Below are 11,951 nucleotides of genomic sequence, written 5' to 3' on the forward strand. Positions count from 1 at the left end.
AAAACATACACGCAATTTTGAGACATTGATCACACTTAGCCTCTGCAAACGTTTTCGAATTCACAACTAACAGCATTTTTAGTCACAAAATTTAAACGTCGATTTGCTATTTTTTAGTAGCTGCGACGTAACCGTTTGCTTGTTTTCACTTCTCAACATAATTAGCGACGATAGCACCATCTTCACCATTTTAGGCTCGTTCGGCCGACCTTGATATCCACACAATGGCATATCAGGTGCGTCCGTTTCTAATAGCAAACTTTCTAGCGGGAGAGTGGCGATGGTCGAGCGTGTTTTTTGTGCTCTTTGGTAGGTAATCACACCACCAACACCGATTTTTAAGCCAAGATTGACATAGTCCATTGCTTGCTGATAACTGCCACTGAATCCATGAATAACGCCACCGTTTAAAGGTGGGTTCTGCTTTAACAACGCAATAAGATCTTGATGCGCTTTTCGGCAATGAAGAATAACAGGCAATTGATGCTGGTTGGCAATGCGGATTTGCTCTATCAGCAGTGATTTTTGTTGCCGTTCGTTTTCTCTACCTTGATACAGGTCGAGACCACATTCTCCTACGGCCACCAATTTACTGTTACTTATAGATTCGGCAATACGCTGCTCTAAACGACCAATACTGCCAGCACCAACCTTATCGAGAAACATCGGATGAAACCCGAGTGCGAAAGACACCATTGCATGTTCGTTGGCTAACTGATTTACGGCCATCCAATTTTGCTCATTAATACCAGGCACAACGATAGCGGCCACTTGAGCCTCTGCTGCCTCTAATAGTACTTGGTTTATGTCTTTTTTCTCTGCCAATAGATCGAGATGGCAATGGCTATCAATCACCATCTTTTGACTCTTTTCGGTAGGGCACGCAACTGCGTTTGTTCTCTGGTGTGAGTCCTAATGAGGCACACCAATCATCGTATTTTTTAAGCCATTTTTTGAGTAATTCAATCATGATAAATTTACCTAAATAAATGTAATCGATTGCAATTTATACTATGCCCAATCCTTGCCTTACAAAGGATAGCGCAATAGTTAGAGTTTTATCACTAAGTTGTGACTTATCCCTCAATGCTGTGATAGAAGCGGTTTTTTTTCATATACGCAAACGATAAAATGGAGCCTATTGTTTGTAAACCACACAAATTGTCTCTATTGTCATTTCTGTGTCGTTTACATACGGCCATTTTCTAGGCGCCTAACCTGGACCAAGCCTAGCCTATCGAATCGTCAATGATACCCCATCATTAGACACTACAAGGGAATTGATCGTGAAAAAAACTATTCTAAAAATGTCTGCGCTTGCAGTGGCAGTAGCTTCATTTGGTGCGTTCGCAGCAAAACCAGCAGTGGTATACGATACAGCCGGTAAATTTGACAAATCATTCAACGAAGCTGTTTTTCAAAACGGTGTAAAAGTCTTTAATGCAGACAAAGGCATTAAAGTTCGTGAATTTGAACCGCAAAACGAAGCACAACGTGAGCAGGGTCTTCGTCGTCTTGCAAGCCGTGGCTTCACACCTATCGTTGCTGTTGGTTTCAACATGGCATCTGCTGTAGAGAAAGTTGCCACAGAATTCCCTGATATTCAATTCACTATCATCGATATGGTTGTTGATAAGCCAAACGTTCAATCTATCGTGTTTAAAGAGCACGAAGGCTCTTTCCTTGTTGGGGCATTGGCAGCAAAAGCGTCTAAAACAGGCAAGGTAGGCTTTGTCGGTGGTATGGACATCCCGTTGATTCGTAAGTTCGAGTGTGGTTACCGTCAAGGTGCACAATATGCGAATCCAAAAATCGAAACATTCCAAAACATGACAGGCTCGACTCCTGCAGCTTTCGCTGACCCTGCGAAAGGTTCAGAGCTTGCCAAATCTCAATTCTCTAAGGGCGTTGACGTTATCTACGCAGCAGCGGGCGGTACAGGCATGGGCGTTTACCAAGCCGCGAAAGATGCGGGTAACTACGCAATCGGTGTTGACTCAAACCAAAACCACCTTCAACCAGGCACTATGCTAACGTCTATGGTAAAAAAAGTAGGTGTTGCGGCCTACAACACTTGGGACGAAGCTGAAAACGGTACTTGGGAAGCTGGCATCAAAGTACTTGGTCTAAAAGATGGCGCAGTTGAGTGGGCTTACGACGAGTACAATAAAGACATGATCACTCCAGAGATGAAGTCGTACTTAGATACGCTGCAAGCGGACATCATCGCTGGCAAGATCAAAGTTCACGACTACATGTCAGATAACACGTGTAACTACTAAACACACTGAAACAGAATGAAAACACTTAGCTTATTTTTTCTTCATTATCAATAAGCTAAGTAAATATAACAACGCCGCTGCCTAAAAACAGCGGCGTATAATTATAAGGCAGTATCTAGTGACAAATGGACAATCTATTGCCATCGAACTGAAACAAATAGATAAACGCTTTGGAGCTGTTCACGCTAACCGAGCTATCGATCTACGGGTTCCTGAAGGCACGATTCATGGTATCATTGGTGAGAATGGTGCTGGCAAGTCCACTCTTATGAGTATTATTTACGGATTTTATCATGCCGATGCGGGTGAAATGACAGTGAACGGCGCGCCCTACAAGCCCGCTAACTCTCAGGAAGCAATCAAAGCAGGAATTGGCATGGTTCACCAACATTTTATGTTAGTGGAAACCTTTACCGTATTAGAGAACATTGTTCTCGGTGCCGAAGATGGATGGCAGTTAAATGAAAGCTTGAGCAAAGCGCGTAAGAAGCTCAAAGCTCTAGCACAAGATTATGGACTTGAAGTACCTCTTGATGCCGTCGTTGGTGAACTACCAGTTGGACTTCAGCAGCGCGTCGAAATTCTAAAAGCACTATATCGTGGTGCAAAAATCCTGATTCTTGATGAACCTACCGGGGTGCTCACCCCACAAGAAGCCGATCACTTATTTCGCATCTTAGACAAGCTACGCGCTCAAGGCACGACCATCATGATCATCACGCACAAACTGCGTGAAGTGCTGGCGATTACCGATAATATTTCGGTGATGCGTCAGGGCACAATGGTTGAACACGTCGTGACCTCCCAAACAAATAAAGAGCAACTGGCTGAACTTATGGTGGGACGTAAAGTACGCCTGAAAGTGGACAAGTCAGCAGCGAATCCGAAAAAAGAGCTTATCAAAGTCGATAAGTTGCAATTTTTTGATGACGCGGGTGTTGAGCGAGTCAAAAGCATCAGCTTTGGTGTCAGGCAGGGCGAAGTCGTTGGTATTGCTGGTGTCTCTGGTAACGGTCAATCGGAAATTCTTGGTCTATTGTCAGGCATTATCAAACCTTACTCTGGCAGCATTGACATTAATGGTAGCCACATCGACAAACACCACCCCCTCGACCCTCAACAGGTACGAGCCATTGGTGTAGGCCATATTCCTGAAGACCGTCATAAGCAAGGCCTTATCAACAAGTTTGAAGCTCAAGAAGCGTATATTCTTGGCTACCATCATTTGCCAAAGTACAACAAAGGCTTATTACAAGATAAACAAGCCATTAAAGACTGTTGTCAGCAAAGCATGGATAAGTGGGACGTTCGTCCTAACGACACCACATTAAAGACGGCAAACTTTTCCGGTGGTAACCAGCAGAAGCTGGTCATCGCACGCGAAATGGAACAAAACCCCGATGTGCTTTTAGTCGGTCAGCCAACTCGTGGTGTGGATATCGGTGCTATCGAATACATCCACCAGCAAATCATCGCAGCACGTGACGAGGACAAAGCGGTATTACTGGTCTCGGTTGAACTGGATGAAATCCTAAGCCTATCGGATCGCATTCTCGTGGTCTTTGATGGTTCCATTGTGGGTGAAGTCTCTATCGAAGATGCCGATGAAAAAACGTTAGGTTTAATGATGGCGAATATCATGCCTGAGCATCTCAAAAAACCTGAGGAACACGCAGAGCCACGAGGAGAATTCGTATGAGCCAAGCAAAAGTACCCGCTTGGGTAACCGTGGCACTGCTGCCAACGATCAACGTATTGGTGGCGTTTTTGGTCTCGGCCTTGCTGTTTATTTACATTGATATAAACCCCATTGACGCCGCGAAAGTCATGTGGACGGGAGCCTTTGGCTACGCAGAAGGCTTTGGGTACACCATGTACTACGCGACAGGCTTTATCTTTACTGGTCTTGCTGTTGCCGTTGCCTTTCATGCTGGTCTATTCAACATCGGTGGTGAAGGACAAGCGTACATCGGTGGCTTAGGCGTTGGTTTGGTCTGTTTGACACTCGGCGAATACGCACCTTGGTATATCGTCTTTCCAGTTGCCATTGTTGCCGGTGGTCTATTTGGTGCAGCGTGGGCGTTCATTCCTGCTTATCTTCAAGCAAAACGTGGCTCTCACATCGTAATCACGACCATTATGTTCAACTTTATCGCCTCTTCGTTAATGGCGTATCTACTGGTTGATATTTTGAAGCCTGAGAACACGATGGCCACGGAAAGCCGTGTGTTCGCAGTCTCGAGCTGGCTACCTAAAATGCATGAAATGCTCGCTGTGGTTGGCATTGACATGGCACCTAGCCCAATGAACTTAAGCTTCATTTTTGCGCTGTTGTGCTGTGTGTTTGTCTGGCTATTTATGTGGCACTCACGTTGGGGGTATGAAATCCGTTCTGTTGGTTCAAATCCTTCCGCCGCAAGCTATGCCGGTATTAAATATGTAAAAATCATCGTCCTCACCATGCTTATCTCTGGCATGTTAGCAGGCTTCTTTGGTTTGAACGTACTGCAAGGTGAACTGCATCAAATCAAACTTAACTTCGTTGAAGGTTTTGGTTTTACTGGTATTGCCGTGGCGCTAATGGGACGTAACCACCCTATTGGTGTTCTTTTAGCAAGTTTGCTGTTCGGTTTCTTGTATCAAGGTGGCGCTGAGTTAAGTTTCGAGTACGGCGTTGACCGAAATATCGTTGTGGTCTTGCAAGGCCTAGTGATTCTATTCTCAGGCGCACTAGAACACATGTTCCGTCCTTCACTAGAACGTACTTATCTCAAGCTTTTTGGTAGCAAAAACGATGAGCAACAAGCAGAGAAAGGAGTCGCTTGATTATGTTTGAAACGATTATTCTCATGCTTGATGCCACCTTACGAGTGGCAACACCGCTGATCCTCGCCTCATTAGCGGGCATGTTTTGTGAACGTTCAGGGATAGTGAACATTGCACTAGAAGGTAAGCTGTTAGCCGCAGCGTTTGCTGGCGCCGCTACCGCTCATATCACAGGTTCAGCGTGGTTGGGTTTACTTGCTGGTATTGGTATCTCGGTGCTTCTTGCCTTGCTTCACGGCTTCGCTTGTATCACCCACAAAGGTGACCAAGTTGTCAGTGGTATGGCAATTAACATTCTTGCCGCAGGCTTAACCATTACGCTCGGCCGCCACTGGTTCCAACAAGGTGGTCAAACTCCTGCCCTATCTGGTGACGCGCGTTTTGCGCCGATTACCTTCCCAGGTGCAGACGCCGTTGCTGATGTGCCCATTTTAGGCGCTATCTACTCTGAACTTATCAGTGGCCATTCTATTTTAGTCTATCTTGTGGTGTTTATTGTCCCTGCTTGCTGGTATTTGCTGTTCCGCACCCGCTTCGGATTGCGTTTACGTGCTGTAGGTGAGTCACCGTCAGCAGTGGATACTGCGGGTATTTCAGTAGTGCGTATGCGTTACGCCGCCGTTGCAATCTGTGGGGTATTAGTGGGTATTGGTGGCGTCTACTTGTCGGTGGCGCAAACGGCTCAGTTCATTCCAAACATGAGTGCAGGTAAAGGTTATATGGCTTTGGCTGCGCTTATTTTTGGTAAGTGGCGTCCGTTTACCGCAATGGGTGCATGTTTGCTCTTTGGTTTCTTGGATGCACTCGCCATTCGTATGCAGGGCGTCTCTATTGGTGACTTCCCTATTCCGGTCCAAGCGATTGAAGCAGTACCTTACGTGTTAACCGTATTCCTGCTAGCAGGCTTTATTGGTAAGGCGGTCGCACCAAAAGCCATCGGCGTACCTTACACTAAAGAACGCGAATAACCGAATGCGATAGGCAGACAAAAAAACCGCTCAATTGAGCGGTTTTTTATTATCTCGAATGAACACCTACAAATTAGTGCTCACGTGTTGCACGGAATGTAATATCCGGGAAACGCTCTTGCGCTAGGTTTAAGTTAACCATCGTTGGCGCGACGTAGCTCAAGTTGTCTCCACCATCGAGCGCAAGGTTTTGCTGGTTCTTGCGTTTGAAGTCTTCAAGCTTCTTAGCGTCACTGCATTCTACCCAACGCGCTGTCGCGACATTCACACTCTCATAGATTGCTTCAACGTTGTATTCAGATTTAAGACGAGCCACTACCACGTCAAACTGAAGTACACCAACCGCACCAACAATCAAATCATTGTTTTGCAGTGGACGGAATACCTGAACCGCGCCTTCTTCAGAAAGCTGAACCAAACCTTTTAATAGTTGCTTCTGCTTCAATGGATCTTTAAGACGAATACGGCGGAACAGCTCCGGAGCAAAGTTTGGAATACCAGAGAACTTCAGTGCTTCACCTTGAGTAAAAGTATCACCAATTTGAATGGTGCCGTGGTTATGAAGGCCAATAATATCGCCAGCATACGCATTCTCGGCGCGTGAGCGGTCGCCCGCCATAAACGTAACCGCATCAGAAATGCTGACCGTTTTGCCCGTGCGTACATGACTCATCTTCATACCTTGAGAGTAAGTACCCGATACAATACGCATAAAGGCGATACGGTCGCGGTGTTTTGGATCCATATTAGCTTGAATCTTAAACACGAAACCAGAGAACTTCTCTTCTGTCGCTTCCACATCACGCTCATTCGCTTGGCGAGTTTGCGGTGCTGGTGCCCACTTAGTTAAGCCATCTAGCATGTGGTCAACACCAAAGTTACCCAGTGCAGTACCAAAGTAAACGGGTGTTAGCTCGCCTTTTAAGAAAGAATCAAGGTCAAACTCAGGGCATGCACCCATTACTAACTCTAACTCTTCACGAACATTTTCTGCTAAATCTGCGCCCACCGCCTCATCAAGATCTGGGTTATCTAGTCCTTTGATGATACGAACTTCTTGAATTTCATGACCATGACCAGATTCATACAGAATCGTCTCATCACGGTGGATGTGATAGACGCCTTTAAACTCTTTACCACAACCAATTGGCCAAGAGATAGGTGCACACATCATACCCAGTTCGCTTTCTACTTCGTCCAGCACTTCCATTGGGTCACGTACATCACGGTCCAATTTGTTCATGAAAGTCACGATTGGTGTGTCACGAAGGCGAGTAACTTCCATCAATTTACGAGTACGATCTTCGACACCTTTCGCTGCGTCAATCACCATCAAGCATGAGTCAACAGCCGTCAGCGTACGATAAGTATCTTCCGAGAAGTCTTCGTGTCCTGGAGTATCAAGCAGGTTTACCAAACAATCGTTGTAAGGAAACTGCATCACGGAAGTTGTTACCGAGATACCACGTTCTTTTTCCATTTCCATCCAGTCAGACTTCGCATGTTGAGCGCTGCCACGGCCTTTTACTGTCCCTGCTTTTTGGATCGCGTTTCCGAATAACAAGACTTTTTCAGTGATGGTGGTTTTACCCGCATCCGGGTGAGAGATGATAGCAAAGGTCCTTCGCTTATTGATTTCATTGAGAAAATCTTGGTTTGCCATGTATAAATTCTTTTAGTTTGTACACGGATTTGTACACACTTTTGGAAGTACTCTCTTTTCAGTTCTTCGCTTGTCAAATCCGTCGTGTTAATCGTAATTGGTCGCTATTTTCGCTGATCTTGACTTTATAAACAATCAATGGTTATCTAATCGGTTACCATTTACTCTCAGCGTGCGCCAATGCTCAGTTGTAGCTGTTTGCAATCGTTGCTTCTTCAGCTCATGAACAACTGTGGCTAAACCACAAATTCCTTCGCTACCAAAAATCGATGATAGCTTGTTTAACAACGCCAATAATTGAGCAATTGCCGTTGATCGGTATTGCTGGATATTGTGGATTGAGAGGCTTCAAATATTTTTGCTCACCATCCAAGACTAATTGTTTAAAGGTTGCTTCTCTTGAATCATCAAGCCGCGCTACAACCAATGAACCAGATGAGTAAGGAGCATCAGGATCTACAACTATAACAGCACCTTCTGGTATTGATTTTTTGCCGCTTGGATTTTCCATACTGTCGCCTTTTACGCGAAGCGCGAAACAACCTTCATGTGCTTTCCCAGTGACTTCACGCCACTCCTCTGCATCTTCAAAGGCAAATCCCTCCGCTATTTCAGTCCAATCCCCAGCCTGAACCCAATTAATAAGAGGAATACTCCCTTTAATGTCAGGCCCTACTTCTACATTACCGACCCCCAAGCCAATCTCGCCATCACCTGTGGCGAGCCAATGAGCATTCACGCGAAGCGCCTCCGCGATCTGCATGGTGTAACGAGACCTAGCCGATTTACCAGAGCAAATCTGGCTGATCGACTGCTGTTTGATACCAATGCGACGAGCCAACTCAGACTGAGTCACCCCAGTAAGCTGCAAGGCATGGTTTAGTCGTTCGGATAAAGTTTTCATAAGCCCGTATTCTACAAATAAAACTGTAGCCTTTCAACAATTTTAACTGTTGACTTGCCTACAGTTTAAACTGTAACATTCAATCTTGTAACAGTTATTATTGTAACAGGAGACGGTATGGAAGTGTTCAACACGACACAAAAACATCTCCGCCGTGCCATTGACTTGGTCGGCGGGCAATCAGCATTAGCACGAGCCATCAACTCAAAACAGCAAAACGTCTGGTTTTGGTTGAATAAATCAGGGCGTGTTCCCGCTGAATTCGTTTTACCCATCGAACAAGCTACGCAAGGACAGGTAACCCGATCTCAGTTAAGACCGGACATCTACCCCGAATGCCCAAGCGAGCTGAAAGCCAGTAACCAGTAGGATTAAGGGCAAGTAATGGTCAGCATTTTACGTAAACACAAAAGCGAGTACCTCCATGCGTGATTATGGCAAGGTCTATACCCGCTTTTGGCTAAAGCAAAATGTTTTGTCCTGGAGTGACTCAGCGAAGTTGCTAGGACTGTATTTGCTTACATGCCCGCATTGTAATTTGCTTGGCTGCTTTCGACTGCCGATTGGTTACGTTGCTTCTGACTTGAACTGGGATGAGCAACAGGTTGCCAAGGCGTTAAGTGAGTTAGAACAAGATCAGTTCCTGATTCGTTGCGAGGAATCTGGTTGGACTTTGATTCGAAGCTTTCTGAAGCACAACCCAATCGAAAACCCAAACCAAGGTAAGGCAGCCTTTCGGTTGCTTAAAGATGTACCTGCCGACTTCGTTGGTATGGCATCGCTTTTGAAATCTCTTGCCGCTTTTCAAGCTCGGCTTCCAGAAGAATTTTCATCATTGTTTATGCCTGTTGGCAACCCGGTAAGGGACTCTCAACGGTCGGATGACTCTGAGAGAAGCAATAAACCAACAGTTAAAACTGTTTATCACATACAGTTTGAAGACTTCTGGGATGTACAAATACGCAAAGAAAAAAAAGCTAAAGCCAAAGAAGAATGGCTACGCATGGGCCTCAATGAAGACCATGAACTCGCCTTGGAAGTGCTAACACGCTGGAAAGAGCAACGAGACAACCGATTGCAGTATCAAGATCGGACTAAGACCCCTATGCCACATAACTGGCTTTTAAACCGGCAATGGGAAGACGAGTACGTTCGCATTGATGAAGTACAGCAATCATCGACGAGCCTAAAGGGCAGCAATCACCAATTGAATATTGAAGAAAGCAATCGTCGCATCGCTGAAAGCTGGGCCGGACCAGGTATTCGGGAGGTTCGTTCAAGTGCAGGAGGTTGATAAACGCGAGTTTGCTGAAGTTTGGGGAGCAGCTTGGGCCATGTATGGCAAAAGCGTATCACCGCAATTGCTATCCATCGCATTTGAAGCCCTTCGTGCTTATAGCATTGAAGAAGTGCGAATCGGTCTGACTCGGCATATTCAATCACCGGATACTGGGCAATTTTTTCCAAAGCCCGCTGACGTCATCAAGCATATCGATGGCAACTCGGGTTCAAGAGCCATGGTTGCTTGGAACAAAGTTGACAAGGCTGTTCGTCAGGTTGGTGCTTGGACATCCGTGATGTTTGACGATGCACTTATCCACCGCGTGATTTCAGACATGGGGGGATGGGTTGAACTCTGCAAAGTTGATGACAGGGAATACCCCTTTAAGCAAAAAGAGTTTTTAACACGCTACCAGGCTTACTTGCTGCGGGACGAAGTGGGTGAATACCCAAGGCTATTACAGGGTATTGCAGACCATCAGAACCAGCAAAAAGGATTTGATATGCAAGCGCCTGTTGCCGTGGGTGACTGGTCAAAAGCGGCACAAGTTTACACGAGAGGCATCGCCAATTTTAGCGCAGTGCCTTTGAAAAGAATAAGCCCGAAAGCCATTCAGGCGCTTCTCGGAAATCAATTAGAGGACAAAAATGAAAACGATTAAAGCAAAAACCGTTGCCCTAGTGATAGCCATGTCCGCAAGCACTTCAGTCTATGCGTTTCCGGGCTATCAGTGGGAAAAAGCAGCACAAAGTGTTGGTATTGATCCAGTCATGCTCTACGCCGTTGCCTTGGCTGAGTCAGCCTCACATCGAGGTCTTAACATGACCAGTCCATGGCCATACGCAATTCGCAATGGTTCAAACGCAACCTACGCCAAATCTAAGACAGAAGCGGAGCAACTGTTAAACCAGGCACTTCAAGAGAGTGAAAAATACCAGCTCGATATTGGCCTTATGCAAATCAATTTGCATTGGCATGGGCATCGAGTGAGCTCAGCAGCTGAACTGCTAGACCCCATCACCAACCTTACTGTCGGCTCCAGTATTTTGGCCGAAGCAATCAAGTCTTCACCAAACGATTTAGAGCTTGGCATAGGCCGCTATCACAGTTGGAACGAAGAGCGTGCACGCTGGTATGGGCAAAGAGTGCTTTCTATTTATCGCAATATTTTACATGAACTGGAGGTCCGTCAATGACAACCAATCAACAAGACTTCTATCAATTAAATTTGGCGTACCTACACGCAGCACGAGAATTAGCGCGAATTGATCCGCAAGAGGCTGTCTTGCGCTTTGGACTTACACGCGATGTGGTTGATGCACTGATTAATGCTGGTGTTGACGACCTGCAACGAGTGGCGACCTCATCATTCATGCTGTTTCAACCAAGGGGAAACCAGAGCCAACTGATTGAGATGGTGAAGAGCAAAGGCACAGGTATCCCAAGAATCGCTTATTTATTATCAACCTTAAACAACAAGGGGGATGCATGATTGATAACCTGTCCAAAAGTGAGCTGTTTACCCGAGCCTCGCTGCTTATTAAATACGGATTTCGAACAACCATTATCGCGCTCGATACAGGTTTGCCAATCCACATTATCAGAAGGCTCCACAAAGAAGTGACTGGCAAGTCACCTTGTCCTGGTCAATTGCCAGAATCTGATGCCATCGTTAAAAGTAGAAGAGCCTTGGTTGAAGGCTCCCTGCTGATGGCGCTTTATGTCAATATTGGTGGTGACAATGTCTACAAGCAATTAAATATTGATGCTTTGATGAAGGCTTACGATGCGTACTTGGTTGCAAGAGAAGAAGCAGATCTTCCAGCTGAGATCCCCTGGAAAAAACTAACCATCAATGAAGGTTGGGTTCTAGCTCGTGATTTAAGATCACAGCTTGCATCCTTACACCGGTGTCGATGCGGTAGTCTGTATTTGACGGTATCTCAACAGCGCATTCAGCTTAAATGTCCTGTGTGCGAAATTATGGCCGAGCAAACCACTAGAGCACTTTTTGAGAACTAACATG

14 protein-coding genes are annotated in these 11,951 nt (G+C 45.7%); 10 read left to right on the plus strand and 4 right to left on the minus strand.

Translation table 11 applies throughout. The features are described 5' to 3' along the window. Positions 1–78 precede the first annotated feature (78 nt). Together VTH8203_RS00265 and VTH8203_RS24395 are read right to left on the minus strand one after the other, a co-directional pair. Positions 79–858, minus strand: coding sequence for a TatD family hydrolase (locus VTH8203_RS00265; protein ID WP_096991844.1), 780 nt, complete (start codon positions 856–858; stop codon positions 79–81). Further along, the gene (locus VTH8203_RS24395; RefSeq protein WP_096991845.1) at positions 848–970 is read right to left on the minus strand and encodes a DUF5363 family protein; all 123 of its coding nucleotides are present in this window, start codon (positions 968–970) and stop codon (positions 848–850) included. The genes VTH8203_RS00265 and VTH8203_RS24395 overlap by 11 nt, the downstream gene beginning before the upstream one ends. A gap of 316 nt (positions 971–1,286) precedes the next feature. Between VTH8203_RS24395 and VTH8203_RS00275 the strand changes: the two genes are divergently transcribed. From VTH8203_RS00275 to VTH8203_RS00290, 4 genes are all read left to right on the plus strand, one after another. Further along, positions 1,287–2,282, plus strand: a complete 996-nt coding sequence (locus VTH8203_RS00275; RefSeq protein WP_244181120.1) for a BMP family lipoprotein — start codon at positions 1,287–1,289, stop codon at positions 2,280–2,282. A 118-nt stretch (positions 2,283–2,400) separates the two neighbouring features. Beyond that, on the plus strand, positions 2,401–3,981 hold the full coding sequence (locus tag VTH8203_RS00280; RefSeq protein ID WP_096991846.1) for an ABC transporter ATP-binding protein: 1,581 nt from the start codon (positions 2,401–2,403) through the stop codon (positions 3,979–3,981). Beyond that, entirely contained in the window at positions 3,978–5,108 is a 1,131-nt protein-coding gene (locus VTH8203_RS00285) for an ABC transporter permease (protein WP_096991847.1), read from the plus strand. The genes VTH8203_RS00280 and VTH8203_RS00285 overlap by 4 nt, the downstream gene beginning before the upstream one ends. A 2-nt stretch (positions 5,109–5,110) precedes the next feature. Continuing rightward, entirely contained in the window at positions 5,111–6,076 is a 966-nt protein-coding gene (locus tag VTH8203_RS00290; protein WP_096991848.1) for an ABC transporter permease, read from the plus strand. 73 nt (positions 6,077–6,149) lie between these two features. On the opposite strand, the gene prfC is transcribed toward VTH8203_RS00290, so the two are convergent. Both prfC and VTH8203_RS00300 read right to left on the minus strand, forming a co-directional pair. Next, positions 6,150–7,739 carry a peptide chain release factor 3 gene (prfC, locus tag VTH8203_RS00295; protein WP_096991849.1) on the minus strand — a complete coding sequence of 530 codons (1,590 nt, stop codon included), beginning with the start codon at positions 7,737–7,739 and terminating at the stop codon, positions 6,150–6,152. A gap of 256 nt (positions 7,740–7,995) precedes the next feature. Further along, entirely contained in the window at positions 7,996–8,643 is a 648-nt protein-coding gene (locus tag VTH8203_RS00300) for a LexA family protein (protein ID WP_015066602.1), read from the minus strand. 117 nt (positions 8,644–8,760) lie between these two features. On the opposite strand from VTH8203_RS00300, the gene VTH8203_RS00305 reads away from it, so the two are divergent. The 6 genes from VTH8203_RS00305 to VTH8203_RS00330 are packed head-to-tail and all read left to right on the plus strand — an operon-like array spanning position 8,761 to position 11,947. Continuing rightward, on the plus strand, positions 8,761–9,012 hold the full coding sequence (locus VTH8203_RS00305; protein ID WP_000451746.1) for a helix-turn-helix domain-containing protein: 252 nt from the start codon (positions 8,761–8,763) through the stop codon (positions 9,010–9,012). A 55-nt stretch (positions 9,013–9,067) separates the two neighbouring features. Then, positions 9,068–9,937: a hypothetical protein gene (locus tag VTH8203_RS00310; RefSeq protein ID WP_096991850.1), complete on the plus strand. Its 870-nt coding sequence runs from the start codon at positions 9,068–9,070 to the stop codon at positions 9,935–9,937. Further along, a complete protein-coding gene (locus VTH8203_RS00315) occupies positions 9,924–10,586 on the plus strand; it encodes a DUF6475 domain-containing protein (RefSeq protein WP_001158521.1) in 663 nt (220 codons plus the stop codon). The genes VTH8203_RS00310 and VTH8203_RS00315 overlap by 14 nt, the downstream gene beginning before the upstream one ends. Next, positions 10,573–11,121 (plus strand): lytic transglycosylase domain-containing protein, encoded by a 549-nt coding sequence (locus VTH8203_RS00320; RefSeq protein WP_000848909.1) that lies wholly within the window; start codon positions 10,573–10,575, stop codon positions 11,119–11,121. The genes VTH8203_RS00315 and VTH8203_RS00320 overlap by 14 nt, the downstream gene beginning before the upstream one ends. Further along, positions 11,118–11,417, plus strand: a complete 300-nt coding sequence (locus tag VTH8203_RS00325; protein WP_000210563.1) for a flagellar transcriptional regulator FlhD — start codon at positions 11,118–11,120, stop codon at positions 11,415–11,417. Before VTH8203_RS00320 ends, VTH8203_RS00325 begins: the two co-directional genes overlap by 4 nt. Continuing rightward, positions 11,414–11,947, plus strand: coding sequence for a FlhC family transcriptional regulator (locus tag VTH8203_RS00330; RefSeq protein ID WP_000566753.1), 534 nt, complete (start codon positions 11,414–11,416; stop codon positions 11,945–11,947). Before VTH8203_RS00325 ends, VTH8203_RS00330 begins: the two co-directional genes overlap by 4 nt. Positions 11,948–11,951: the final 4 nt, after the last annotated feature.

It is taken from the genome of Vibrio thalassae, assembly GCF_900089835.1.
GTDB classification, from domain to species: Bacteria; Pseudomonadota; Gammaproteobacteria; order Enterobacterales; family Vibrionaceae; genus Vibrio; species Vibrio thalassae.

Coding starts and splice junctions, on each gene's coding strand:
- VTH8203_RS00265 (WP_096991844.1), bottom strand. CDS start 858: ATGGTGATTGATAGCCATTGCCATCTCGATCTATTGGCAGAGAAAAAA.
- VTH8203_RS24395 (WP_096991845.1), bottom strand. CDS start 970: ATGATTGAATTACTCAAAAAATGGCTTAAAAAATACGATGATTGGTGT.
- VTH8203_RS00285 (WP_096991847.1), top strand. CDS start 3,978: ATGAGCCAAGCAAAAGTACCCGCTTGGGTAACCGTGGCACTGCTGCCA.
- VTH8203_RS00290 (WP_096991848.1), top strand. CDS start 5,111: ATGTTTGAAACGATTATTCTCATGCTTGATGCCACCTTACGAGTGGCA.
- prfC (WP_096991849.1), bottom strand. CDS start 7,739: ATGGCAAACCAAGATTTTCTCAATGAAATCAATAAGCGAAGGACCTTT.
- VTH8203_RS00300 (WP_015066602.1), bottom strand. CDS start 8,643: ATGAAAACTTTATCCGAACGACTAAACCATGCCTTGCAGCTTACTGGG.
- VTH8203_RS00305 (WP_000451746.1), top strand. CDS start 8,761: ATGGAAGTGTTCAACACGACACAAAAACATCTCCGCCGTGCCATTGAC.
- VTH8203_RS00310 (WP_096991850.1), top strand. CDS start 9,068: ATGCGTGATTATGGCAAGGTCTATACCCGCTTTTGGCTAAAGCAAAAT.
- VTH8203_RS00320 (WP_000848909.1), top strand. CDS start 10,573: ATGAAAACGATTAAAGCAAAAACCGTTGCCCTAGTGATAGCCATGTCC.
- VTH8203_RS00325 (WP_000210563.1), top strand. CDS start 11,118: ATGACAACCAATCAACAAGACTTCTATCAATTAAATTTGGCGTACCTA.
- VTH8203_RS00330 (WP_000566753.1), top strand. CDS start 11,414: ATGATTGATAACCTGTCCAAAAGTGAGCTGTTTACCCGAGCCTCGCTG.